The organism is Streptomyces sp. NPDC045778 (assembly GCF_056431945.1).
Genome location: NZ_JBWKJZ010000007.1, coordinates 306,460 through 330,336, shown reverse-complemented (window position 1 = coordinate 330,336; position 23,877 = coordinate 306,460). Strand labels below are relative to the sequence as shown.

The window sequence follows — 23,877 nt, the reverse complement described above, 5'->3', positions numbered from 1 at the left end:
GATCTCACGTGGTCTTCCGCGGCCCCCTTTACTGGATCTCCAGCAGCGACGCCCTGACCCCTGACGGCAAGGGCGCCCTCCGGCTGCGCCAATTCCCCTCCCCCACCCAGTACTTCCACCGCGACCGGCCCGGGGCAGACGGCCTCATACGCCCCTACAGCGGTATCCACGACCAGCGACGAGCCCCGCACAGCGGCGTCTCAGGAGGGCGGAAACATGACAGCCTCGGCCGGTGAGCGCCGGTGGGCCCTCCTCGCCCTGTCCCTGGGCGTCTTCTGTATCCATCTCGACGCGTTCGGCCTGAACCTCGCGCTGGCACAGATCGGCCGCGACCTGCACATCGCAGGAACCGGACTCCAGTGGGTGATCAGCGCGTACTTGCTGTCCACCGGCACCCTGATGCTCGGCGCCGGACGCCTCGGCGACCTCTTCGGGCGACGGCGGCTCCTGGTCGCCGGCCTCACCCTGTTCGGCGCGGCCTCCATGGCGTGCGCGGTCGCCACGACGCTGCCCGCCCTCGTCGGCGCCCGCGTGGCGCAGGGCGCGGGCGCGGCGCTGACCATGCCGGTGGGGCTCTCACTGCTGACCAACGTCTACCCCGGCGACCTGCGTGGCCGCGCCACCGGCTGGGCGCTCGGCATCGGCGGCGTCGCCACCGCCTGCGGACCATTCGCCGGCGGCGCCCTCACCGAGGCACTGTCCTGGCGGGCGATCTTCTGGCTCAACGTCCCGCTCGCCGCTCTCGGCGCCGTCTGCGCGTCGCGTACCGCCGAGAGCTACGACGCCGACGCGTCCCGCACCGTCGACTGGCGAGGTCTGCTCACCGCGACGGCCGCCCTCGCGGCGCTCAGCGTCCTCATCGACCGCGGCCCCACCCTGCCCCTTACGGCCGCAGGCGGCGGAGCCCTGCTCGTAACCGGTCTGTTGATTCTGTTCGTACGCCACGAGCGGGCCGCCCCGCGGCCTCTGATACGCCTCACCCTCTTCCGCAACCGTCCCTACATCGCGCTCACCCTCGCCGGGGCCGCCGCCAACACCGCGACCGTGATGTTCCTGTTCGTCGTCCCCCTCACCCTCCAAGGGCAGTGGGCCCTCTCGGTCACGTCGGCGGGCGTCGCCTTCCTCGCCCCGGCCCTCGCCCTGGCGCTCGCGGGCCCCCTCGCCGGGCGCGTACCGACACACGGCGCCGTGCCGCTCCTGCTCAGCTGCCTGGGAGCGGCGGCCCTTGCCCTCGGCTCGCTGTCCCTCGCCTCCTCGTTGACGGCGTTCCTCGCCACTGCCACCGTGTGCGGCGCGGTCCTCGGCGTCGCCAACTCGCTGACCCTCATCGCCACTCAGGCCGTCATCAGCCCCGAACGGGCGGGTGAGGCCCCCGGCGTCACCAAGACCGCCGTCACCGTCACCGCCGGCCTCGGCGTGAGCCTCGCCGGGGCCGTCACCGGCCAGCCCGGTGGGGCGGGCTCCGGGGCCGCCCCCGACGTCGCGCTACGGATCACCGCGGCGGGCTGTGTCGCGGTGTGCCTGCTCATCACCGTGTGGCGGGCTCTCGGAGCACGGCTGGCCGGAGCGCGCACCGGAGAGGCGAGCCGAGACAAGGGCCGCGCCGGGCGTGGGACGGGGCCCGGCCCGTGACCTCGCCCCGGATCACCGAGCGGCCTGGTCAGGGCGGCGGCAGGGGCATCGTCCCCCGCGCCTCGGTCAGGGCGGACACCGTCTCCTCGATGTCCCGCTCACGCGTCCGGTAGCTGGTGACACACAACCGCAGCGCAGGCCGCCCGGCCAGCCGGATCGGGGCAATCCACGCACGGCCGCTTCGCACCACCTCCTCGGCGACAGCCGTGTGCCAGCGCAGGCTGCGCTCCTCCCCCAGCGCGTCCGCGTCAGGATCCACCACGCACACCACCGGCAATGGCGTCTCATTGATCCGGCACCACCCGCTCTCACCCAGGCTCCGCGCCAACAGCTCCCCCCTCGCGACATCGCGCTCCAGCTGTTCCGCGAACCCCCGCCGCCCCACCGCGGCCAGCGCGAGGAACATCTTCAGGCCCGCGAAACGGCGCGACCACTGCACGCTCGTCACATACGGATCACCCACCCCCTCCGTATCCGGCATGAACGTGGTGTCCACCCGGAAGCTCTCCGCCAGCGCCCCCGCGTGCCGGGTCACGAACATCCCGGCGCCCATCGGCGCTGACAGCCACTTGTGCGCGTCGACGGTCACGCTGTCCGCCTCCTCCACACCGGCCAGCAACGGTCGCAGCCGGTCCGACAGAGCTACCGCCCCGCCCCAGGCCGCGTCGACGTGGAAGTGCAGCCCCCACTCCCGCGCGAGTCCGGCCAGCTCAGGCAGTGGGTCGAGGACCCCGCCCCCGGTCGTCCCCGCCGTCCCCACCAGCAGGAACGGCACCTTGCCCGCCGCCACGTCCGCCTCGTGCAACGCCCGCAGCCGCGTCACGTCCATCCGGCACCCCGCGTCCACCGGCACCAGCCGCACGGCCTCACGGCCGAGCCCCGTGAGGTGCGCGATCTTCAGCCAGGCCAGATGGCTCTCGGCGGACGTATAGAGGACGGGGCAGGCGCGCGCACCCGCCAGCCCCTGCTCCGCGTACTTCTCGAAGCGGCGGGTCAGCGCCACGACCACGGCCGTCAGGTTCGCCTCCGCTCCCCCGACCGTGAAGGTGCCCTCCGAGGCAGGGGGCAGCCCGAGGCGGTCCGCGAGGAAGCGCAGCACGTGCCGCTCGATCTCGACGGCGGCCGGAGCGTGGCTGTACGCGGCCAGCTGTGGATTGACACCCGCGGTGAGCAGCTCGCCCGCCACCCCCCACCACGTCGGTGTCGGGTTGAAGAGGCCGAAGTAGCGCGGATGCGTCGTCTGCACGCCCCAGCTCCGCAGCGCGCCCATCACCTCCGTGAGCACCTCCTCGCCCGGCCTGGCCGCAGCGAAGTCGTATCCGCCCAGCCAGGCGCGGATCTCCCCGGTGCCGAGCGCGGCCGGGGAGACCGGGCCCTTTGGCACCTCCTCGACGTGCCGCACCACGAGGTCGCTCGCCACCTCGAGGAGTCGCGCGGCCTCCTCGCTCCCCAGCTCCAACGGGCCCGGCGCCCCCACCATCCGCTCTGAAGATCCCTGAATCTCTGAAGATCCCTGCGTCATGCGCCCAGCATCGGCCCCTGGCCCCGCCCCTGACAGTGGCGGTAACGTCACGGTCCACTAGATTTACGCCATGCCCACGCCCCGGAGCCGACGCTTGCGGGTGGCCGTGCCGGTCCTCGACAACAGTCCGCTCTTCGAGCTGGCCGTGCCCTGCGAAGTGTTCGGCCGCGATCGGACGGACCTCGACCCGCGCTGGTACGAGCTGGCACTGTGCCAGGTGCCGAGGGGCCCGCAGCTCTCCCTCAACGGGCTGCGTCTCCAGGCCGACCGCGGTCTCGACGCGATCCACGACGCCGACCTCGTCGTCGTCCCGGCCTGCCTCACCCCCGACTACGAGCCGCCCGCCGCCCTCGTCGACGCCCTGCGCGCGGCCCATCGGCGGGGGACGCGGATCGCCGCCCTGTGCTCGGGCGCCTTCGTCCTGGCCGCCGCCGGTCTGCTCGACGGGCGCACCGCCACCACCCACTGGATGCACTCCGCCGAGCTGCGCCGCCACTACCCGCGCGTCCACGTCGACGAACGCGCCCTCTACGTGGACGAGGGCCCGGTCCTCACCAGCGCGGGCACCGCCGCGGGCATCGACCTGTGCCTGCACATCGTCCGCCAGGACTTCGGCTCCGCCGTGGCCGCCGAGGTCGGCCGCCGCATGGTGATCGCTCCGCACCGCGAAGGCGGCCAGGCGCAGTACGTCCCGCCGAGCACGGCCGTCAGCGCCCACGGCCACGGGCTCGCACCGGTCCTGGACTGGGCGCTGCGCCATCTCCACGAGCCCCTGACCATCGGGCAGCTCGCCGACCGCGCCGCGATGAGCACGCGGACGTTCGGCCGTCACTTCGCCCGTGAGACGGGGCTCACCCCGCTGCGCCGGCTGATCCAGCAGCGCCTCGCCCGGGCGCGGGAACTCCTGGAGACCACGGACCTGCCCGTCGACACCGTGGCCGAGCGCGCCGGCTTCGGCACCGGCAACGTCCTGCGCCAGCACTTCCACCGCGGGCTCGGCACCACACCGGCCGCCTACCGCCGCACGTTCGGCGCGCGGCGGCCGCGCCTCGCCGCCGCCGACGACGCCGTCAGCCCCTGAGCGGGGGCCGTCGCGCCGCCGGCCCGGCCTCAGACGAAGTTCAGCGCGACCGCGCCGCCCGCTCCTCCGAGCAGCATGAACACCGGCATCAGCACCTTCAGCTCGACCCAGCTGCCCGCGCGGAACCGCAGCACCCGCGGCGGCCCGATCGGATACCAGCGCTTCCGGCCGATCGGGATGGGCCACAGGATCGGACACCCGGACACGGTCAGCGCGTCCCCGATGTCGTGCACCAGCGCGCCGAGCACGATCGGAAGGCCCAGCCACAGATACTCCTGGCCGTCCCCGGTGAACAGCCAGTCCGAACCATTGCCCGGTTTGTCCAGAACCCCGGCCATGATCCAGGCGCTGGTCGCGGCGAGCAGCCACACCAGCACGTCGCTGCTCGAACCACGCGCCGCCCGCCACAGCAGCCCTTCGATGGCGAGCACCATGTGCACGAAGAGCAGGGCGAGCACCGCCCAGCGGCCGCCGAGACCGGCGAGCGCCGACGAGCCCGCGCCGATCAGGACGGCCCACACCCAGGTGTGGGTGAGCGTCCGGTGCCCGCCGGAGCGACGCGGATCCCCCGGCTTGCGCGTGGCGCGGTAGACGGCGTACGAGAGCTTGTCGACGATCTCGCACAGGCCGCGGGAGAGCGGACCGAAGGCGCGCGAGATGGTCGCCGACTTGTGGTCGAGGTCCGGGGCGAGCGCGGCCCCGGCACAGATCAGGGCGCCGACGAGCAGAACCGGCCAGGGCATGGAGTGCCCGGCGGCCGTGGCGGCCGCGCCGACCCCCAGCCAGGCCGCCGCCCCCGACAGTGAGTGTGCCGGTCCCATCATCGCTGCTGCCCGCCCCATTTCCATTGTCGCGATGCCCCGTTGGCGACCCAGCGTAACGTTCATGATCTTGGAGCTGTCGTCCGGTTCCCTGATCCGGGCGGCGGGAAGGCAAGATGGGGGTGTGACCCTTATCGATCAGCTGCCGCAGGACGCCGACCCCGATGCCCTCTACGAAGCCTTTGAAGGCTGGGCCCAGGAGCGCGGCATCACCCTCTATCCCCACCAGGAGGAGGCTCTGATCGAGGTCGTGTCCGGCGCGAACGTGATCGTTTCGACACCCACCGGATCCGGCAAGAGCATGATCGCGGCCGGGGCGCACTTCGCGGCCCTCGCCCGCGACGAGGCCACCTTCTACACCGCACCGATCAAGGCCCTGGTGTCGGAGAAGTTCTTCGAGCTGTGCAAGCTCTTCGGCACCGAGAACGTCGGCATGCTCACCGGCGACGCCTCCGTGAACGCCGACGCCCCCGTCATCTGCTGCACCGCCGAGGTCCTCGCCTCCATCGCGCTGCGCGACGGCAAGGACGCCGACATCGGCCAGGTCGTCATGGACGAGTTCCACTTCTACGCCGAGCCCGACAGGGGCTGGGCCTGGCAGATCCCGCTGCTCGAGCTGCCGCAGGCACAGTTCATCCTGATGTCGGCGACGCTCGGCGACGTGTCGATGTTCGAGAAGGACCTCACCAGGCGCACCGGCCGCCCCACGTCGATCGTCCGCTCCGCGACGCGCCCCGTCCCGCTGTCGTACGAGTACCGCCTCACACCCATCACCGAGACGCTCACCGAGCTTCTCGACACCAAGCAGGCCCCGGTCTACATCGTGCACTTCACGCAGGCCCAGGCCGTCGAGCGGGCGCAGTCGCTGATGAGCATCAACATGTGCACGCGCGCCGAGAAGGACCAGATCGCCGAGCTGATCGGCAACTTCCGCTTCACCACCAAGTTCGGCCGCAACCTCTCGCGCTACGTGCGGCACGGCATCGGCGTCCACCACGCCGGGATGCTGCCCAAGTACCGGCGGCTCGTGGAGAAGCTCGCCCAGGCCGGCCTTCTGAAGGTCATCTGTGGCACCGACACCCTCGGCGTGGGCGTGAACGTGCCCATCCGCACCGTGCTGTTCACCGCGCTCACCAAGTACGACGGCAGCCGCGTGCGCACCCTGCGCGCCCGCGAGTTCCACCAGATCGCGGGCCGCGCCGGGCGCGCGGGCTTCGACACGGCGGGCTTCGTGGTGGCGCAGGCGCCCGAGCACGTCATCGAGAACGAGAAGGCCCTCGCGAAGGCGGGCGACGACGCGAAGAAGCGGCGCAAGGTGGTGCGCAAGAAAGCGCCCGAAGGCTTCGTGGGCTGGACGGAGAACACCTTCGACAAGCTCATCGCCTCCGAGCCGGAGCCGCTGACGTCCCGCTTCCGCGTCACCCACACCATGCTCCTCGCGGTGATCGCCCGTCCCGGCAACGCCTTCGATGCGATGCGCCGCCTCCTGGAGGACAACCACGAGCCGCGCAAGCAGCAGCTGCGCCACATCCGCCGCGCCATCGCCATCTACCGCTCGCTGCTCGACGGCGGCGTCGTGGAGAAGCTCGACGAGCCGGACGCCACCGGCCGCGTCGTGCGCCTGACCGTCGACTTCCAGCAGGACTTCGCGCTCAACCAGCCGCTGTCCACCTTCGCCCTGGCCGCCTTCGAACTCCTCGACCCCGAGTCGCCGTCGTACGCCCTCGACATGGTCTCCGTCGTGGAGTCCACCCTTGACGACCCGCGCCAGATCCTCGCCGCCCAGCAGAACAAGGCGCGCGGTGAGGCCGTGGCCCTGATGAAGGCCGACGGCGTCGAGTACGAGGAGCGCATGGAGCGGCTCCAGGACATCACCTACCCGAAGCCGCTGGAGGACCTCCTCTTCCACGCCTACAACACCTACCGGACCAGCCACCCGTGGGTGGGCGACCACCCCCTGTCCCCGAAGTCCGTGATCCGGGACATGTACGAGCGGGCGCTGTCGTTCACCGAGTTCACCTCCTTCTACGAGCTGGCCCGCACCGAGGGCATCGTGCTGCGCTACCTGGCGAGCGCGTACAAGGCCCTGGAGCACACCATCCCGGACGACCTGAAGTCCGAGGACCTGGAGGACCTGATCGCCTGGCTCGGCGAGATGGTCCGCCAGGTGGACTCCAGCCTCCTCGACGAGTGGGAGCAGCTCGCGAACCCGGAGGTCATGACGGCCGAGGAGGCGCAGGAGAAGGCCGACGAGGTCAAGCCGGTCACGGCCAACGCCCGCGCCTTCCGCGTGCTCGTGCGCAACGCGCTCTTCCGCCGTGTCGAGCTGGCCGCCCTCGACCAGGTGGACGAGCTCGGCGAGATGGACGCCGAGTCCGGCTGGGACGCGGACGCGTGGGGCGAGGCCATGGACAAGTACTGGGACGAGTACGAGGACCTGGGCACCGGGCCGGACGCGCGCGGCCCCAAGCTGTTGCGCATCGAGGAGGATCCTGAGCACGGTCTGTGGCGCGTCCGCCAGACGTTCGCCGACCCCAACGGCGACCATGACTGGGGCATCAGCGCCGAGGTCGATCTCGCGGCCTCCGACGCGGAGGGCCGTGCCGTCGTCCGGGTCACGGACGTCGGCCAGCTCTGAGCCCCCCTCGTTCCCGGACAGAAGTCGAGGACTTCCCATGAACAATCCCGCGGACCGCCTGGTCGACCTGCTGGACCTCGAACAGATCGAGGTGAACATCTTCCGCGGCCGCAGCCCCCAGGAGTCCTTGCAGCGTGTCTTCGGCGGGCAGGTCGCCGGGCAGGCACTGGTGGCGGCCGGGCGCACCACGGAGGGTGACAGGCCGGTGCACTCGCTGCACGCGTACTTCCTGCGCCCGGGCCGCCCGGGCATGCCCATCGTGTACCAGGTCGAACGGGTCCGTGACGGGCGCTCCTTCACCACGCGCCGCGTCACGGCCGTCCAGCAGGGCCGCACCATCTTCAACCTCACCGCCTCCTTCCACAAGGCAGAACCGGGCGCTTTCGAACACCAGCTCCCGCCGCGTATCGACGCCCCCGACCCGGAGTCGCTGCCGACGGTCGCCGAAGAGATCAAGGAACATCTGGGCGCGCTCCCCGAGCAGCTGGAGCGCATGGCCCGGCGCCAGCCCTTCGACATCCGCTACGTGGACCGGCTGCGCTGGACCGCCGAGGAGGTCAAGGACGCCGAGCCGCGCAGCGCGGTGTGGATGCGTGCCGTCGGCCCGCTGGGCGACGACCCGCTCGTGCACACCTGCGCGCTCACGTACGCGAGCGACATGACGCTCCTGGACGCCGTCCGCATCCCGGTGGAGCCGCTGTGGGGGCCGCGCGGCTTCGACATGGCCTCGCTGGACCACGCCATGTGGTTCCACCGTCCGTTCCGCGCCGACGAGTGGTTCCTGTACGACCAGGAGTCGCCCATCGCGACGGGGGGCCGCGGCCTGGCGCGCGGACGGATCTACGATCGTGAGGGGCGGCTGCTCGTATCGGTCGTCCAGGAAGGCCTGTTCCGCCCGCACACGCCCCGCCACCCGGGTGGCCGGTCGGACGGCTGAGCCCCATGGCGGGCCCCGTCGCCGGGGGGCGGCGGGTTCGGTTCGGGTGACGGGACACGGATGCCTCCTGGCACGGGGGACGGTTACGGGGAACGGGAGCACGGCATGAACGGCATCGACGACGCGGGACGGGCGAGCGGCACGGCCGCTGCGGAAGGCCGCGGCCGGGACGAGCTACTCGCCCGGGCCGTGCGACTGCGGGAGAGCGGAAGCCGTGAGGAGGCCCGCGTCCTCCTGCTCGCCCTGAGCGAGAGCCACCCCCGTGACGCCGAAGTCGCCTACCAGACGGCCTGGGTGCACGACACGCTCGGCCTCGAAGCCGAGGCGCTGCCGCACTATCTGCGCGCGATCAAGCACCGCGGCCTCTCCGACGAGGACCGCCGCGGGGCACTCCTCGGCCTCGGCAGTACATACCGCGTCCTCGGCCAATATCCGGAGGCCGTCGCCACCCTTCGGGACGCGGTGGCGGAGTACCCCGACGACGGAGCGCTGCGGACCTTCCTCGCCATGGCGCTGTACAACACGGGCCAGGCCCACGACGCCATGACGATCTTGCTGAACCTGGTCGCCGCCACGAGCCGGGACCCGGAGATCGCCGCCTACCGTCCCGCCATCGAGCACTACGCCGAGGACCTCGACGCGACCGTCTGACGCGACAGCCGCCGTCGCACCGCCAGTCCGCGGCCATCCGGTGTGCTCTCAGTCCTCCGGCTGTGCGCGCCTGCGGCGCAGCCACCTCAGCAGGCCGCGAGGCTCTTCCCTGCGGCCCGCGTCCCTCGCCGGGGGAGCGACCGCCGGGGTCGAGGAGAAGGGCAGCGAGGGCTGGCCCGCTCCGCGTCCGTCACCGGTCGCGGCTGTCAGCGGCTGCTCCGGCGCTCGATGTAGGCGCGGGGCGGCCATGATGGGCGGGCGGCCCGGCCGTGGTGCGGGCCGGTGCCGCCGGGCCTCCGCCAGGCCGAGGCCCAGATTGGCCCGCAACCAGCTGATCTCGTCGGGGTCGTCGGCCGTGGTGAGCCGCTCGACGATGCGGGTCGTCGGGGATTCGGGGGCGGCCTGGGTGAGCGGCTGGGGTCCGAGGCGGTGCAGATACGCCCGCTCATACGGATCCCGGACCAGTTCGGCGAGGCTCATCGGGTCCAGGAAGGAAGCCGTCACCGCCACGCGCTCCCAGGGGTCCTCCGACTGCCGCAGCAGGAAGCCCACCTGGCGACGGCGCCAGTTGCGGGCCCGCAGGTCCACACCGCTCGCCAGCTGGGCCCGCATCAGGTCGGGCGCACGGCCGGTGAGCAGCGGAGCGTTGGCCTCGCACGCGGCGAACTCGCGCAGCTCTTCCACCAGATAGAGCCAAACGACGGCTCGGTAACGGTTCAGATAGAACTTGACCGGCGTCAGCACCCCCGTGCGGGCGAGCCGGGTGAAGCGGGCCTGGGTGATGTCCAGCAATGCCGCGCCCTCGGCGGTCCCCACGGCCCTGACGCCTTCGCGCAAGGACTCCGGGAAGCCGGGTGTCTCACGGACGCGGTCGATCTCCTCCCTGCTGACCCGGCGGCGCGTCCCCGCCGGGTCGGGGACCGTACGGACCCGGCCCAGCATCACAGCCAGCTCGAACTCGCCGCGCTTGAGGCCCAGTTCCCGCGCGGCGCGGCTGCGCGCCAGCGGTGCGGACCGGCCGGCCGGGGCCGTCGGCGGGGCGGCCCCTTCCGTGGGCGTGGTGGACGCGGGTTGCGTCATCGTCTGCGTGTCGCCAGTCATGGCGGTTCTCCCCCGTGCTTGGTCACTGCTCCTGGGAAAAACCGTAGCTCGCGCGGCCCTCCTCCCGCTCGGCCTGTGGATAACTCTGCTCTCGCCCGCGTTCACGCAGGTCAGAAGCGAGTCAGTAGCAGGTCAGAGGTCTACGACCGGTGTCCGCTCCGGATGCCGGGCGTCTACGCCGAGGTGCTCCCCGACACGGTTCACCAGTAGTGTCATCTCGTACGCGACCTGGCCTATGTCGGCCTGCGCCGAGCTGAGGACACACAGACAGCTGCCCTCGCCCGCCGCGGTCACGAACAGGACGGCGTCATCGAACTCGATCATCGTCTGGCGTACGCGGCCCGCGTGGAAGTGGCGTCCGGAGCCCTTCGCCAGACTGTGCAGGCCGGACGAGACCGCCGCCAGGTGCTCGGCGTCCTCGCGCGGCAGGTCCGAACTCGCCCCCGTCACCAGGCCGTCGTTGGACAGCACCAGCGCGTGCCGTACGTGTTCCACGCGCTTCGTCAGGTCGTCGAGCAGCCAGCCCAGGCCCGTGTTCTGCGCCATGGTCCCTTCTCCCCGTGTCTCGCTCCCCCTGGCTGGAGGATCTGACCTGCCAGCCTTCACCACCTGCGGCGTCCCGGCAAGCATGATGGGGACATGGCACAGAAGATGACTGACGAACAGTGGCGGGCCTTCGTCTCGCAGGGCACCCGGACGGGCAAGCTGTCCACCGTCCGCGCCGACGGCAGCCCGCACGTGGCTCCGATCTGGTTCCTCCTCGACGGGGACGACCTCGTGTTCAACACCGGCAAGGACACTGTCAAGGGGCGCAATCTCGCACGCGACGGGCGTGTGGCACTGTGCGTCGACGACGACGCGCCTCCATTCGCCTTCGTCGTCCTGCAAGGCAGGGCCGAACTGTCCGAGGACCTGGAGCAGGTGCGGCACTGGGCGGCCCGCATCGGCGGGCGCTACATGGGCGAGGACCGGGCCGAGGAGTTCGGCGCGCGCAACGGCGTGCCGGGGGAACTCCTCGTACGGGTGAGGATCGACAAGGTGCTCGCGTACGCGGCCGTCTCCGACTGAGGGCGCGCTGCCAGCTCACACCGGTGTGGCGCGCGGGGTGGGCGGGGCGGCCCGTCAGCCGACCGAGTCGAGCAGCCGGGCGGTATGCCTCCGCCCGGCGTACTCGACGAGGCGAATCAGCACCTCCTTCCCCGAGTCACGGTCCCGGGCGTCGCACAGGACCACGGGTGTCCCGCGGTCGAGGTCCAAGGCCCGTGACACGTCGTGCGCGCCGTACGTCCGCGCGTCGGCGAAGCAGTTGACGGCGACGACGAAGGGGATGTCGCGGTGCTCGAAGTAGTCCACGGCGGGGAAGCAGTCCTCGAGCCGCCGCGTGTCCGCGAGGACCACGGCGCCGAGGGCTCCCTGGGACAGCTCGTCCCACAGGAACCAGAAGCGGTCCTGTCCCGGGGTGCCGAAGAGGTACAGGGAGAGCCCGGACCTGATGGTGATGCGGCCGAAGTCCATCGCGACCGTGGTCGTGACCTTGCGGTCCACGCCGTCGGTGTCGTCCACCGACTGGCCCGCCTCGCTGAGGAATTCCTCCGTACGCAGTGGCCGGATCTCGCTCACGGCGCCGACCAACGTGGTCTTGCCCACGCCGAAGCCTCCGGCGACCAGGATCTTCAACGCCAGGGGCGTGTCGTCACCGGTCTCGTCGGCCGCGGCGTCAGAGCGCTCGGAGCCCATCGATCACCTCTCGCAGGATCGTCTCGTCAGGGAGCTGGGCGGGAGGCACGGGCCGGCGCACCTGAACGCGGCCCTCCTCCAGGAGGTCGCCGAGCAGCACCCTGACCACGCCCACGGGCAGGTCGGCACCGGCGGCGAGTTCGGCGACGGACTGGGGGTCGGCGCGGCACAGACCGAGCAGCACCCGGTGTTCGGGGCCGAGCGCCGCGTCGTCGCCCGGACGCAAGGCCCCCTTGGTGAGGCTGACCAGGGCGATCAGGTCGAACCGCACACCACTGGCTGCCGGTCTGGTGCGTCCGCCGGTCATCGCGTACGGACGGACCAGGGGCCCCGCTTCGCCGTCGTACCACTGGCTGCCGTGCCGTCGCGCGGCGCCGTCACTGTTGTCGGTCATCACGCCCGCGTTGTCGGTCATCACGCCCGGGCTGTCCGTCGTCGCGTCCGGGTTCTCGGTCATCACGTCCGGGCTGTCCGTCATCGCGTCCGGGTTGTCGGTCATCATGTCCGGCCGCCTCGGTCATCCGGTGCTCGGCGGCGGTTCGGAGAAGCGCGCGGGGGTCGTCAGATGCGCCCCGACGCGCTTGACCATGCGCGCCATCTCGTACGCGACGAGGCCGATGTCAGCGGTGACCGTACTGAGGACGGCGAGGCAGGAGCCGTCGCCCGCCGCGGCCACGAACAGGAAGGCGTCGTCCATCTCGACCATCGTCTGGCGCACGCCGCCCGCTCCGAAGTGCCGTCCCGCGCCCTTGGCGAGGCTGTGGAACCCGGAGGCGACGGCGGCCAGGTGCTCGGAGTCCTCGCGGGCGAGGGCCGTGGAGGCGCCGACCGCGAGCCCGTCGTTGGACAGCACGACCGCGTGCCGCACGTCGCCGACGCGTGCCACCAGGTCGTCGAGGAGCCAGTCGAGTTCGCCGGGCCGGTTCGCGGTGAGGCCGGTTTCCTGGATCATGCGGGGTCTCCTTCGCTCCTGGCGCTGCCGGGTGGGCGCCCGCCGCCTCGGGCCCAGCCGTCCCGGTAGGCGGCCAGTTGGCTTCGTACGCGCTCAGGGCTGCGTTCGGCGGCGATGTCGGGGCTCTCGGTCACGGGTGTGCGCTTCCTCAGCTGCGGGGCGAGGCTCGCCTGGCGTACGCGGCGGGGCAGTTCGTCCATCGGATGGGTGACGGGCTCTGGGGCGGGTGTGCCCCCGGAGGGCATCGTGTCCGCGGGCCCGCGCAGGCGCAGTGCCGTGACGCCGGCCGGCGACGGCGCGGGATGCTCGCCGGACAGGCCCAGCGCCCGGTGTTCACCCTGCGCGCCGACGGCGGCACTGTGACCGGGTGCGCGGGTGGACGGCCGCTCCACCGGTTCGTGGTGCGGCGCAGGCGCGGGGTCGTCGTGGTGCAGCAGTGCGGTGGGCAACAGGACGACGGCGGTGGTGCCCCCGTAGGGAGAGGTGACCAGGCGCACCCCGATGCCGTGGCGCGCGGCGAGTCTGCTCACTACGAAGAGGCCCAATTGGTCGCTGTCGAACAGGTCGAGTGCCTCGGACTCCTCGACTCTCCGGTTGGCCTCGGCGAGGGCGTCGGCGGTCATGCCGAGGCCCCTGTCCTCGACCTCCAGGGCGTAGCCGTTGCCTACGGGTTCACCGGTGACCCGCACCTTGGTGTGCGGCGGTGAGAACTGGGCGGCGTTCTCGACCAGTTCGGCCAGCAGGTGGGTGAGGTCGGCGACCGCGCCGCCCGCCACGGAGGCTTCGGGCAGGGGGCGTACCTCCACGCGCGCGTAGTCCTCGATTTCGGAGACCGCGGCGCGTACGACGTTCGTCAGGGGCACCGGAACGCGCCAGGCGCGGCCCGGTGCGGCTCCGGAGAGAATGATCAGGCTCTCGGCGTGTCGGCGCATGCGGGTGGTGAGGTGGTCGAGCCGGAAGAGGTCACCGAGTTCGTTCGGATCGTCGGCTCGTCGCTCCATCGTGTCCAGGAGGCCGAGTTGCCGGTGGACGAGCACCTGACTGCGCCGCGCGAGGTTCACGAAGACCCCGGAGATGCCGCTCGCCAGCTCGGCGCGCTCCACGGCGGCGCTGAGCGCGGCGCGGTGCACCGTGCCGAGCGCCTCCGCGACCTGCCCCGCCTCGTCCTCGGCGGGCGGCCCCTCGGGGGCCTCCGAGGCGATGTCGACCTCCTCGCCCGCGCGCAGCCTCCGCATGGCGTGCGGGAGTTGGCGACGGGCGATCTCCAGGGCCCGGTTGCGCAGTCCGACCAGCTCGACGACCAGGCCGCGGCCGATGCGTACGGAGATCACGAGTGAGGCCACGACCGCGGCGAGACCGCAGAGCACGGCGGCGCCCGCCACGGTGAACACTCCGCGCGTCAACGGGTCGGCGCGGTCCGCGGCATCACGTGCCGCACGCTCCGCGAGGGTGCGCTGGGCGTCCCGCACGGTCGCGTGGGCGGCGTCCCAGACGCGGGCGGGTGCCGCTTCCACGGCCTGCTTGCCGGGACGGGCGGCCAGCACCTTGTCCTCGACGGCCCGGACGTCGGCGTACGCGCGGTTCCCGGTGAGGCGTTGCCATGCCCGTCGTTCGGGGCCGCGCAGGTCCCTCACGGCGGCTTCCGTGAGCGTCTGCCGGGTGTCCACGGCTCCGGTGAAGCGGCGCAGCCGCTCTCCGTCGAGGGCGCCCACGAGCCGGGCACCGGCCAGCAACGTGTCCTCGCGCGCCAGCATTTCGCCCGCCCTGGAGAACTCGAGCAGCACGCGCGCGTGGGAGCCCTGTTCGGCACCCTGGAGGCCGGCCAGCGCGCCGCCGACTCCGAAGGCGGCTGTGATGGCCTTCGTGTACTGCCCGTACGCGTCGTCCCACCCGGTGCGGCGGTCGAGGACGGACCCGCGCACGGTACGCAGCCGCTCGGCGTCGGTGGCGAACTGGTCGAGGCGGTGGCCCACGGCCGCGGGCAGTCCCGCTCCGTCGGCGACCGTGTGGTCCTCGTCGAGGCGTAGTTTCGCCACGGCCCGGTCGGTCCGGTCCGCTTGTCTGCGCAGGGCGGCGGCGCGGTCCGCGGTGGGTCTGGTCGCGTGGCGCACGGCCGCGGTCCGTTCGGCCTGGAGCGCGGTGACGGCTGCGGCGACCGGGGCGCGCACGGCGGTGTCGGCGCGCTGGGTCTGCCGTAGCGACGCGACGTCCTGGGCGGTGCTGACGGTCGCGTACGCCCACAGCGCGAGGAGGGAGACGACCGGCACCATCAGCAGGCATACGACCTTGGCGCGCACCGTGCGGGGGCGCGGCCACCGGCGTCCCACGCGTGGGAGCCCTGTATCGGCGGGCCCTGCTCCGTGGGGCGGGGCCTCTGCGGGCGGGGGCTCGTCGGCGGGCGGGCCCGCGTGCGCGCGGCGGCCGCGCGCCGGGGCGGGCTCGGCGGGTGTGGCGGGGTCGGGGGCGTTCCGGGGTATGCGCATGGCCTCCTCGTTCGGAAGGGTGGGGGCGCGTGGCGCCCGCTCGTCGCCGTCTCGTATGTGCCGCTAGGGAGCAGTGCGTCCCACGGGGCGCTCAACGGGGCGCTCAACGGGACGTTCGAGGGGATGCTCATGGGGACGTGCGGCGGGGCGCTGGGCCGACGCGGAGGCCGCGCGTTCGCCCGCGCTGGGGGACAGTGCGACGAACGCCGAGGTCAGGAACAGATAGGAGCCCAGGCCCACGGCGAGGGGGAAGATGAACTGCATCGTCGTGGCCCCGGGCAGTCCCGCCCCGGAAGGGGTGACACGTACGCTCACGGCCAGCATGCCGGTGTAGTGCATGCTGCTGACCGCGCCGCCCATGACGAGTGAGGCGACGGCCACCGCGAGCGTCGACTTGATGTTCAGCGCCGCCCAGAGGGCAGCGGTCGCCGCGACCACGGCGATCACCACGGACAGGGCGACGAGGACCGGGTCGCAGGTGACGTCGCCGTGCAGGCGCAGCGCGGCCATGCCCAGGTAGTGCATGCTCGCGACGCCGAGCCCCGTGGTGAGGCCCCCGAGGGCCAGCGAGCGCCCGCGGTCGCGGCCGTAGCCGACGGCGAAGACCCCGGCGCCGACGACGGCCATGGCGACGAGCAGGCTCAGGAGGGTCAGCGGCACGTCGTAGCGGATCTGCGTACCGCTCACTCCGAAGCCGAGCATCGCCACGAAGTGCATCGTCCAGATGCCGGTGCCGATCGCCGAGGCCGCGGTGAGGAGCCAGTTGCGCCGCGAGCGTCCCGTGGTGTCCAGGGCGCGCACGGTGCAGCGCAGGCCGAGCGCGGCACCGACGCACGCCATGACGTACGACAGCACGGGCGTCAGCCAGCCGAAGGAGGCGTGGTCCAGGTGTCCCATGACGCAGGGACGCTAGTCCCGCGGGGGGCGCGCGGCGGGGGCGCAGTTCGAAAGCTACTGCTATCTGACGCGGAGATGTCCCTGAACGATCGCGCCGCGCTCGAACGTGCGCGCCGTGGTTCCCCCTTGAGGAGGTACCGGGTCGGGGAACCGACCCGGTACCCCGGTGTCAGACGCCTACCGGAAGGTCACGCACCGGCAAGTCGTAGGAGCGCCTGATGCTCGTCCCCCGCGCCGCGACGTTCGCTCCGTAGATGTGCAGGGACACCACCTTGTCGCTCGTTCCGTTGCGTACGAGGTGGATGTCGCCCGGCGGACAGACGGAGGTGATCGACCCTTCGGCGTTCACACTGTGGGCCACCCGGACCAGGTGGGGGCCGTGGTCGTCGGTGGCGACCCGGAAGTGCTCCTCGACCTCCTCGCCGCGGTGGACGCCCACCACGCACCAGGCCACGTGGTCGTGGACCGGGGTCTCCTGGCCCGGCAGCCAGACCAGCGCCACCACGGAGAAGGAACCGTCCGGTTCGGCGTGCAGCAGGTGCTGACGGTAGGCGTGCGGGTCGGCTTCCCACTGCTCCGCAGTCAGCAGGCCGGGGTCGTCGAGGAACGAGGCCAGGACGTTCCCGGCGGTGGTCCACGGCTCCGGGTCCGTGCCGTCGGCCAGCGCCTCGCCACCTATCCGGTCCCGCAGCGCGGACACCATCTCCGCCATGCGGGCGGTGAGCGCCACCCTCACCGGCGCTCACTCCCCACGAAGCCGGCGTCGGCGGCATCGGCGGCGTCAGCGGTGTCGGTGTCGAACAGCGCCCTGATGGAGTCGAGAGCCGCGTCGTGGGATCCGTCCACCCGCACCCGCAGATGAGGCTCGGCCTGGCGCAGCACGTGGTCGCGGGCAAGCCGTGCCCGGCCGCCGCCGGTGACGTTCAGAAGGACGGAGGCATCCCGCGGAACCCTGCCTTCCGTGACCGCGGTGAAGAGCGACGCCGCGGCGACCGCGGCGGCCGGTTCGAGGTCGATCGACTCCAGGTCGCGGAAGACCTCCCGGGCCGCCACGGCGGCCTTCCTGTCGACGGTGACCACATCGCCGCCGCTCTCGGTGAGCACGTCGAACACGCCGGAGTGCACGGCATAGGGCGGCCGTCTGTTGGTCAGCTCGTCCGCGAACACGTCCTGGAGGGACTTCTCCGTGGGGGTGAAGGCCCGCGTTCGGCCCTGCCAGGCCTCGTGGATGGGCGCGAACCCGGCGTTCTGTGAGAGGACGAGCCGGGGCGGGGCCGCGGTGGGCGCGGACGTCGTCTCCCGCACCCGCTCGGCGGCCTCGTGCACGGCGATGGCGCCGGCGGCGCTGCCGACCGCCTGGAAGTAGAACTCGGGCAGCTCGCCCGTCTCTTCCACCGCCGCGTACATCACGGTGCCCAGGCCGTCGCGGCGGGCGACGTTGCGCACGCCTCCCTCCAGGACGAAGCCGGGCCATTTCGCGGCCTCTTCGGAGAGGGCGATCGCGTCCGCGTAGTCGGCGTCCTCCACGACGACGAGGCGCACCGCGGGGTGCAGGTCCTCGCGCAGCTTGAGCCGTTCGAGGCCCGTCTCGGGAATGATCAGGAGGCACGGCACGGCGTACCGGGAGCAGACGGCGGCGAAGGCGGCCGCGGTGTTGCCCGCGGACGCGACGACGAGGACCGGCGCGTTCTCCGGCATGCGGCCGAGGACCGTGTACGCCTCCAGTTCCTTGAAGGTCCCGGTCTCCAGGAATCCGCCGCGCTCCGGCCAGTAGCCGTTGAAGGCGACGCGGAGGCCGGGCAGGCCGAGGAAGCGGCACAGCCGCTCGCTGCGCAGCACCGTGGTGCGTCCGGCACCGGTGAAGGTGCGGACGACCGGAAGCCACGGGCGGTACCGGAAGATCCCGTCGTCGTCCGGGAGCGGCTCGAACGTCCGCGCCTCGTACTCCGTCCGCAACAGCGCCGACGCGTGGTCGTCGGCGCAGGACAGCGTCAGCCCGTCATCCACCTGCTTCAGTCCGCATACCGGACAGAACAGAGAATAATGGCGCATCTCTGATTTTCTCACTCTATTCCAATTCCGTGGGATGGCGGGTTCACTGCCCCTGGGCCGGGCGCGCGTGCTCTGTCACGGCGTCCCAGACCCGTCGCAGCATGTCCGGGTGTGCCATGTCGTCGTGGCGGCAGGGCACTTCGGTCTCGGCCGTCGTGCCGGTGACGTAGGGGGCCCACAGTCCGGCGTCGGCGCCGCTCTCCTCGCGGTCGTCGGCCGCCACGACGAGAAGCGCGTCGCCGTCGAAGACGCCTGGCACGTGGGCGCGCTGGATGCGCGCATTGTTGTCGATGACCCGGGCGAAGCGGTCGATCTCCTCCGGTGACAGCTCGGCGCCGAACCGTCCGGCGCCCTGCACCACGACCTCCGTGAGGTCCACCGGCTCGGTGCTGTCGTCGGCGTTCTCCTCCTCCGGCATCGGATAGGCGTCCATGATCACCAGGGAGGCGACCTCGTGGCCGTCGGCGCGGAGCAGTACGGCCATCTCGTGCGCGACGATCCCGCCGAAGGACCAGCCGATGAGGTGGTAGGGCCCCGTCTCCTGGACCGCGCGGATCTGTGCGACGTAGTCCGCCGCCATGTCCCGCAGCGAGGACGGCAGTTCCTCCGGCGCCGGGCCGAGGCCGCGGGCCTGGAGCGCGTACAAGGGCTGGTCCTGGGGCATGTGGCGGGTCAGCGGGACGTAGCACCAGCCGGCCCCGCCCGCCGGGTGGACGCAGAAGTACGGCGGCCTGCTGCCCTTGGCGCGGATCGGGAGGAGGCCCCCGAGCGCTTCCTGGGTCATGCCGGCGTCCGCGAGGCGGGCGGCCAGCGCTTCGGGGGTCGGCGCCTCGAACAGGTCACGGATGCCGATCTCGACGCCCAGCACGGACCGGATCCGGTCGGCGAGGCGCACGCCGAGGAGGGAGTGGCCGCCCAGCTCGAAGAAGTTGCCGTCGACACCGACTTGGGGCAGCCCCAGGACCTCGGCGAAGACGCCGCACAGGACCTCTTCCTGCACCGAGGCGGGGGCCCGGCCCAGCGCGCCCGGGGCGTGGTCGGGCGCGGGCAGGGCTCGCCGGTCCAGCTTGCCGTTGGCCGTCTGCGGCAGGGCGTCGAGGACCACGAAGGCCGCGGGCACCATGTACTCGGGCAGCCGGTCGCGCAGGTGGTCGCGCAGCGCGCCGGTCAGGGCGGCTCCGCTCCGGCTCCTGGCCACGGGGTTGTTGGTGTACGAGGAGAGGTCGGACCGGGTGGGTCCCGCGGGCCGGTACGCGTCGGCGGGTCCGCCCGGTCGCCGGGCCCCGGGCTCCGGTGCCGTGAAGACGGCGTCCATGGAGCCGTCGTCGGCGGTCCCGGTCCAGGTGACCGTGGTCCGGCGGCCGAGGCGCTCGCCCAGCAGGTGGAGGTCCTCGGCGTCCAGTGCCCCGGCCGCGGATCCGTCGTTCCCGAGTGCGGCGAGCGCCGTGTCCACGGGCTCGCCCGCGTCGAGGAGGCGCAGCGCGGCGATCTCACCGGCGAGGCCTCGATGAGGCACGCGGGTCACGCGGAGCGCAGCGCTCCGGTCGGCGCTCAGCCGGCCGGCGAGGCCCTCGAGGTCGGTCACGTCCGTGCCCCAGCGCAGTGTCGTCTCCTCGGCGTCTGCCGCGGGCCGGGCGGAGGGCCGGGCGGAGGACTTCTTGTGCAGGACCACGTCGTAGCGGTGCCGGGACATCTCGTGGTGGTGCACGCCTCGCTTGACCAGGATGTCGGCGTGCTCCAGCTCCTGCGACGCGGCACACAGCGCGGGGAAGAAGTCGGGGTCGACGAGCAGTTCCTGTTCGCTCATGACCATGTGGTCGACCGCCCGGCGCAGCGCGTCCGCCCCGCTGTCCGGCTCATGCCTGCGCAGCGTGACCGCGGTGGACAGGTAGCGGTGCAGACGCAGGTTCCGCACGTCACCGACGAAGATCCGGCCGCCCGGGGCGAGGAGGTCCACGGCGTTGCGCAGGACCTCCAGGAGGTACTCCGTGTTCGGGAAGTACTGGACGACGGAGTTGAGCACGATGGTGTCGAAGTAGTCACGCGGCAGGCCGTCGGTGACGTCGGCTCCCTGCGCGCGCAGGTGGACCCGGTCGCGCAGCTCCGGCCGCTGCTCCACTCCTCGGCGCAGCACCTCGATCGCCTCGGCCGAGACGTCGGTGCCCCAGTACTCCTCGCAGCCGGGCGCGACGCGGGCCAGGAGCGGGCCGTTGCCGACGCCGAGTTCGAGGATGCGGCGGGGTTCCAGGTCGAGGATGCGGTCCACGATGACGGACCGCCACTCCTGGAGGTGGCTCTCCGGGATGCGGCTGCCGTCGTAGACGCTGATCCAGACGTCGAAGTTCTCGCCCAGTTCGGTCCCGTCGTCCGGTGCCATGTCCCGGTACAGGGAGTCGTACACGCTCTGCCAGTCCTCGACCTGACGGTCCTCGCGCTCCTGGTCGCGTTCCTCCGCGCGGGAACCGGGGACTACGTAGGCGACGAGTTGCCGCGAGCCGTGCGCGTCGTCGCGGGCGACCACGGCGGCCTGGGCCACCTCGGCGTGGGCCGTGAGCCCGGCCTCGATCTCGCCCAGCTCGATGCGGAACCCACGGATCTTGACCTGGTCGTCGACGCGGGTGAGGTACTCCAGGCTTCCGTCGGCGCTCCAGCGTACGAGGTCGCCCGTGCGGTACATGGGCTCGCCGGGCGCCCCGAACGGGCAGGCGACGAAGCGTTCCGCCGTCAGTTCCGGGCGGCCCAGGTAGCCGCGCGCCAGTTGCTCCCCGGCCAGGTACAGCTCGCCCGCGACGCCCGCGGGCACCGGCTGCATCCTGTCGTCGAGGACGTACGCCCGGGTGTTCCACAAGGGGCGCCCGATCGACGGCGCGGAATCCTGGTCGCCCGCGGTCAGCCGCGCGGTGGTCGCCCATACGGTCGCCTCTGTGGGGCCGTACAGGTTCGTGACCTGTTCGGTGGTCGCCAGCATCCGGTCGGCGAGGGCGGACGGCAGCGCCTCGCCGCCCACCAGGGCGCGCGCGCCCTTCATGGCTGTGGCGTCCTCGTCGAGCAGGGCCTGCCACAGCGTCGGCGTGGCCTGCATGACCGTGATGTCGAGGCGTTGGGCGAGGGCCGCGAGCAGTCGCGGGTCGCGTACCGCGGTACGCGGCGCGACCGCCACGGACGCGCCGGTGAGCAGCGGCAGGTACAGCTCGAGGACGTGGATGTCGAAGGCCACGGTGGTGACCGCGAGGAGGCGGTCCCCGGCGTCCAGCGGGCAGCGGTCGCCCATCGCCGCGAGGAAGTTCGTCACGGCGCGGTGCGGAACGGCGACGCCCTTGGGGCGTCCCGTGGAACCGGAGGTGTAGATGACGTACGCGGGGTGGGACGGCAGCAGTGCGGAGGTGCGCTCCTTGTCGTCGATCGCCCCGGCGTCCAGTCCGCCCAGCGCGGACGCGGTCTGCGGGGTGTCGATCACGATCCGGTCGGCGCCGTTGCCGGTCTCCAGGGCCGCGTCGGTGGCACGGCTGGTGAGGACGACGGCGGGCCGCGCGTCGTCCAGGACGTGGGCGATGCGGTCGGCCGGGTACTCCGGGTCGATCGGTACGTACGCGCCACCGGCCTTCAGGACCGCGAGCAGCGTGACGACCAGGTCCGGTGAGCGTTCCATGCAGACGGCGACGAGCGTCTCCGGCCCCACGCCGCGCGTCATGAGCAACCGGGCGAGGCGGTTGGCCCTGGCGTGCAGGTGTGCGTAGGTGAGTTCGTCGCGGTCGTGCCCGGGGGCGGCGTCGACGTCCTGGAAGAGTACGGCGACCGCGTCAGGGGTGTGTTCCGCCTGGTGCTGCAACAGGTCGGGGAGGTTCCGTACGGGGGTGCGGTGCTCGGTGTCGTTCCACGTCTCGAGGATCGTCTTGCGCTCGGTCTCCTCCAGGATCTCCACGCGGCTGAGCGGTGTCGAGGTGTCGGTGGTCACGGCGTCCAGGACCCTGGCGTACAGCTTGGCCATCCACTCGGCCGTCGCGCGGTCGAACAGGTCCGTGGCGTAGATGATGCTGCCGTGCAGGCCGGTGGGCTCGCCCGCGGGGCCGTACCGCTCGCTGAGGCCGATCTCCAGGTCGAACTTGGCCGAGACGTGGCCCGCGGGGACGGCCTCGGCCTGAAGCCCGGGGAAGTCGAGGTCCGCCTGGGCGTTGTTCTGGAGGGCCAGCATGATCTGGAAGAGGGGGTGGCGTGCCATGGACCGCGTGGGGGCCAGTTCCTCCACGAGGCGCTCGAAGGGGATGTCCTGATGGGCGTACGCTCCCAGGCCCGTCTCCCGGACCCGCTCCAGCAGCTCGGCGAAGGTCGGGTCGCCGCTCACGTCCGTGCGGATGACCAGCGTGTTCACGAAGAACCCGACCAGGTCCTCCAGCGCCTCATCCGAACGACCCGCCACCGGAACACCGAACGGGATGTCCCGGCCCGCGCCCAAGCGGCTCAGCAGTGCCGCCATGCCCGCTTGCAACACCATGAACAGGGTCACGCCGTGCGCCCGCGCGACGTCCAGAAGTCGGGCATGGACGTCCGGATTCACCCCGAGGTCCACGATGCCGCCACGGTGTGACGCGACGGCAGGGCGCGGCCGGTCGACGGGCAGTACCAGCTCGTCCGGTACGTCGGCCAGCGTCTGACGCCAGTACGCCAGCTGGCGTGACATCACGCTCTCCGGATCGCTCTCCTCACCGAGCAACTCCCGCTGCCACAAGGCGTAGTCCGCGTACTGCACCGGCAACGGCGCCCATTCCGGCACCCGCCCCCCAGCACGGGCCGCGTACGCCACCGACACATCACGAGCCAACGGCGCCATCGACCAGCCATCACCCGCCACGTGATGCAACACCAGCATCAACACATGCTCCCGCGGACCCGTGGCACACAGCCACGCACGCAGCGGAACATCCACCGACAGGTCAAACACACAACCCGCCGCCTCAGCCAACACCTCCCCCACCTCATCCGGCGAAACGTCCACAACCCTCAGCTCACAACCCATCGAACCAACATCCAACACCTGCTGCCGCGGCGTGCCGTCGACCATCGGGAACACCGTGCGCAGCACCTCATGCCGCGCCACCACATCATTCAGCGCCGCCCGCAACGCCTCCACATCCAACTCCCCGCGCAAACGGATACCCGCGGGAATGTTGTAGGTGGCGTTCGGGCCCTCCAGCTCACCCAGGAACCACAACCGCTGCTGCGCGAACGACAACGGCACCAACTCCGGACGCACCCGCGCCGACAACGCAAGGCGCGCCCGCTCAGCACCCTCCAACCGCTCCACCAGCAAACCCACAGACGGCGCCTCAAACACCGCCCGCACCCCGACCTCAACACCCAACACCGACCGCACAC

The 23,877-nt window shown here is 72.0% G+C and carries 18 protein-coding genes; 6 read left to right on the top strand and 12 right to left on the bottom strand.

Features of this window, described 5'->3' with window-relative positions:
- The first annotated feature begins 216 nt into the window (after positions 1-216).
- Positions 217-1,632 (top strand): MFS transporter, encoded by a 1,416-nt coding sequence (locus AC07GB_RS12325; protein WP_478844278.1) that lies wholly within the window; start codon positions 217-219, stop codon positions 1,630-1,632.
- A gap of 28 nt (positions 1,633-1,660) precedes the next feature.
- Here the strand turns inward: AC07GB_RS12325 and AC07GB_RS12320 are convergent, their stop codons facing one another.
- Complete coding sequence (locus AC07GB_RS12320; RefSeq protein ID WP_478844276.1) at positions 1,661-3,112, bottom strand: pyridoxal phosphate-dependent decarboxylase family protein; 1,452 nt, start codon at positions 3,110-3,112, stop codon at positions 1,661-1,663.
- 112 nt (positions 3,113-3,224) lie between these two features.
- Here AC07GB_RS12320 and AC07GB_RS12315 point away from each other — a divergent pair, with 112 nt between their 5' ends.
- The gene (locus AC07GB_RS12315; protein ID WP_478844274.1) at positions 3,225-4,235 is read left to right on the top strand and encodes a helix-turn-helix domain-containing protein; all 1,011 of its coding nucleotides are present in this window, start codon (positions 3,225-3,227) and stop codon (positions 4,233-4,235) included.
- A 29-nt stretch (positions 4,236-4,264) separates the two neighbouring features.
- Here the strand turns inward: AC07GB_RS12315 and AC07GB_RS12310 are convergent, their stop codons facing one another.
- Positions 4,265-5,059 carry a metal-dependent hydrolase gene (locus AC07GB_RS12310; RefSeq protein ID WP_478844272.1) on the bottom strand — a complete coding sequence of 265 codons (795 nt, stop codon included), beginning with the start codon at positions 5,057-5,059 and terminating at the stop codon, positions 4,265-4,267.
- Between the two features lie 61 nt (positions 5,060-5,120).
- On the opposite strand from AC07GB_RS12310, the gene AC07GB_RS12305 reads away from it, so the two are divergent.
- The 3 genes from AC07GB_RS12305 to AC07GB_RS12295 all read left to right on the top strand — a co-directional run bounded on the left by AC07GB_RS12305 (position 5,121) and on the right by AC07GB_RS12295 (position 9,282).
- Entirely contained in the window at positions 5,121-7,694 is a 2,574-nt protein-coding gene (locus AC07GB_RS12305; protein WP_478844270.1) for a DEAD/DEAH box helicase, read from the top strand.
- 37 nt (positions 7,695-7,731) lie between these two features.
- Positions 7,732-8,631 (top strand): acyl-CoA thioesterase, encoded by a 900-nt coding sequence (locus AC07GB_RS12300; protein ID WP_478844268.1) that lies wholly within the window; start codon positions 7,732-7,734, stop codon positions 8,629-8,631.
- A gap of 105 nt (positions 8,632-8,736) precedes the next feature.
- On the top strand, positions 8,737-9,282 hold the full coding sequence (locus AC07GB_RS12295) for a tetratricopeptide repeat protein (RefSeq protein ID WP_478844266.1): 546 nt from the start codon (positions 8,737-8,739) through the stop codon (positions 9,280-9,282).
- A 48-nt stretch (positions 9,283-9,330) separates the two neighbouring features.
- Here the strand turns inward: AC07GB_RS12295 and AC07GB_RS12290 are convergent, their stop codons facing one another.
- Together AC07GB_RS12290 and AC07GB_RS12285 are read right to left on the bottom strand one after the other, a co-directional pair.
- Positions 9,331-10,383, bottom strand: a complete 1,053-nt coding sequence (locus tag AC07GB_RS12290) for a DUF6397 family protein (protein WP_478844264.1) — start codon at positions 10,381-10,383, stop codon at positions 9,331-9,333.
- A 132-nt stretch (positions 10,384-10,515) separates the two neighbouring features.
- Entirely contained in the window at positions 10,516-10,929 is a 414-nt protein-coding gene (locus AC07GB_RS12285; protein WP_478844262.1) for a roadblock/LC7 domain-containing protein, read from the bottom strand.
- Between the two features lie 93 nt (positions 10,930-11,022).
- Here AC07GB_RS12285 and AC07GB_RS12280 point away from each other — a divergent pair, with 93 nt between their 5' ends.
- Positions 11,023-11,451 (top strand): PPOX class F420-dependent oxidoreductase, encoded by a 429-nt coding sequence (locus AC07GB_RS12280; RefSeq protein WP_469921069.1) that lies wholly within the window; start codon positions 11,023-11,025, stop codon positions 11,449-11,451.
- 54 nt (positions 11,452-11,505) lie between these two features.
- Here the strand turns inward: AC07GB_RS12280 and AC07GB_RS12275 are convergent, their stop codons facing one another.
- The 8 genes from AC07GB_RS12275 to AC07GB_RS12240 all read right to left on the bottom strand — a co-directional run bounded on the left by AC07GB_RS12275 (position 11,506) and on the right by AC07GB_RS12240 (position 23,866).
- Positions 11,506-12,120: a GTP-binding protein gene (locus AC07GB_RS12275; RefSeq protein WP_478844260.1), complete on the bottom strand. Its 615-nt coding sequence runs from the start codon at positions 12,118-12,120 to the stop codon at positions 11,506-11,508.
- A complete protein-coding gene (locus AC07GB_RS12270) occupies positions 12,101-12,514 on the bottom strand; it encodes a DUF742 domain-containing protein (RefSeq protein WP_478844320.1) in 414 nt (137 codons plus the stop codon). The genes AC07GB_RS12275 and AC07GB_RS12270 overlap by 20 nt, the downstream gene beginning before the upstream one ends.
- Positions 12,515-12,637: 123 nt before the next feature.
- Complete coding sequence (locus tag AC07GB_RS12265; protein ID WP_478844258.1) at positions 12,638-13,072, bottom strand: roadblock/LC7 domain-containing protein; 435 nt, start codon at positions 13,070-13,072, stop codon at positions 12,638-12,640.
- Positions 13,069-15,555 (bottom strand): sensor histidine kinase, encoded by a 2,487-nt coding sequence (locus AC07GB_RS12260; protein ID WP_478844256.1) that lies wholly within the window; start codon positions 15,553-15,555, stop codon positions 13,069-13,071. Before AC07GB_RS12260 ends, AC07GB_RS12265 begins: the two co-directional genes overlap by 4 nt.
- A gap of 63 nt (positions 15,556-15,618) precedes the next feature.
- Positions 15,619-16,452 (bottom strand): MHYT domain-containing protein, encoded by an 834-nt coding sequence (locus AC07GB_RS12255; RefSeq protein WP_478844254.1) that lies wholly within the window; start codon positions 16,450-16,452, stop codon positions 15,619-15,621.
- Between the two features lie 169 nt (positions 16,453-16,621).
- On the bottom strand, positions 16,622-17,188 hold the full coding sequence (locus AC07GB_RS12250; RefSeq protein ID WP_478844252.1) for a cysteine dioxygenase family protein: 567 nt from the start codon (positions 17,186-17,188) through the stop codon (positions 16,622-16,624).
- Positions 17,185-18,504, bottom strand: a complete 1,320-nt coding sequence (locus AC07GB_RS12245; protein WP_478844250.1) for a cysteate synthase — start codon at positions 18,502-18,504, stop codon at positions 17,185-17,187. The genes AC07GB_RS12250 and AC07GB_RS12245 overlap by 4 nt, the downstream gene beginning before the upstream one ends.
- A 43-nt stretch (positions 18,505-18,547) precedes the next feature.
- Positions 18,548-23,866: a non-ribosomal peptide synthetase gene (locus AC07GB_RS12240; protein WP_478844248.1), complete on the bottom strand. Its 5,319-nt coding sequence runs from the start codon at positions 23,864-23,866 to the stop codon at positions 18,548-18,550.
- Between the last annotated feature and the right edge of the window lie 11 nt (positions 23,867-23,877).

Coding starts and splice junctions, on each gene's coding strand:
- AC07GB_RS12325 (WP_478844278.1), top strand. CDS start 217: ATGACAGCCTCGGCCGGTGAGCGCCGGTGGGCCCTCCTCGCCCTGTCC.
- AC07GB_RS12320 (WP_478844276.1), bottom strand. CDS start 3,112: ATGGTGGGGGCGCCGGGCCCGTTGGAGCTGGGGAGCGAGGAGGCCGCG.
- AC07GB_RS12315 (WP_478844274.1), top strand. CDS start 3,225: ATGCCCACGCCCCGGAGCCGACGCTTGCGGGTGGCCGTGCCGGTCCTC.
- AC07GB_RS12310 (WP_478844272.1), bottom strand. CDS start 5,059: ATGATGGGACCGGCACACTCACTGTCGGGGGCGGCGGCCTGGCTGGGG.
- AC07GB_RS12305 (WP_478844270.1), top strand. CDS start 5,121: ATGATCTTGGAGCTGTCGTCCGGTTCCCTGATCCGGGCGGCGGGAAGG.
- AC07GB_RS12300 (WP_478844268.1), top strand. CDS start 7,732: ATGAACAATCCCGCGGACCGCCTGGTCGACCTGCTGGACCTCGAACAG.
- AC07GB_RS12295 (WP_478844266.1), top strand. CDS start 8,737: ATGAACGGCATCGACGACGCGGGACGGGCGAGCGGCACGGCCGCTGCG.
- AC07GB_RS12290 (WP_478844264.1), bottom strand. CDS start 10,383: ATGACTGGCGACACGCAGACGATGACGCAACCCGCGTCCACCACGCCC.
- AC07GB_RS12285 (WP_478844262.1), bottom strand. CDS start 10,929: ATGGCGCAGAACACGGGCCTGGGCTGGCTGCTCGACGACCTGACGAAG.
- AC07GB_RS12280 (WP_469921069.1), top strand. CDS start 11,023: ATGGCACAGAAGATGACTGACGAACAGTGGCGGGCCTTCGTCTCGCAG.
- AC07GB_RS12275 (WP_478844260.1), bottom strand. CDS start 12,120: ATGGGCTCCGAGCGCTCTGACGCCGCGGCCGACGAGACCGGTGACGAC.
- AC07GB_RS12270 (WP_478844320.1), bottom strand. CDS start 12,514: ATGACCGACAACAGTGACGGCGCCGCGCGACGGCACGGCAGCCAGTGG.
- AC07GB_RS12265 (WP_478844258.1), bottom strand. CDS start 13,072: ATGATCCAGGAAACCGGCCTCACCGCGAACCGGCCCGGCGAACTCGAC.
- AC07GB_RS12260 (WP_478844256.1), bottom strand. CDS start 15,555: ATGCGCATACCCCGGAACGCCCCCGACCCCGCCACACCCGCCGAGCCC.
- AC07GB_RS12255 (WP_478844254.1), bottom strand. CDS start 16,452: ATGGGACACCTGGACCACGCCTCCTTCGGCTGGCTGACGCCCGTGCTG.
- AC07GB_RS12245 (WP_478844250.1), bottom strand. CDS start 18,504: ATGCGCCATTATTCTCTGTTCTGTCCGGTATGCGGACTGAAGCAGGTG.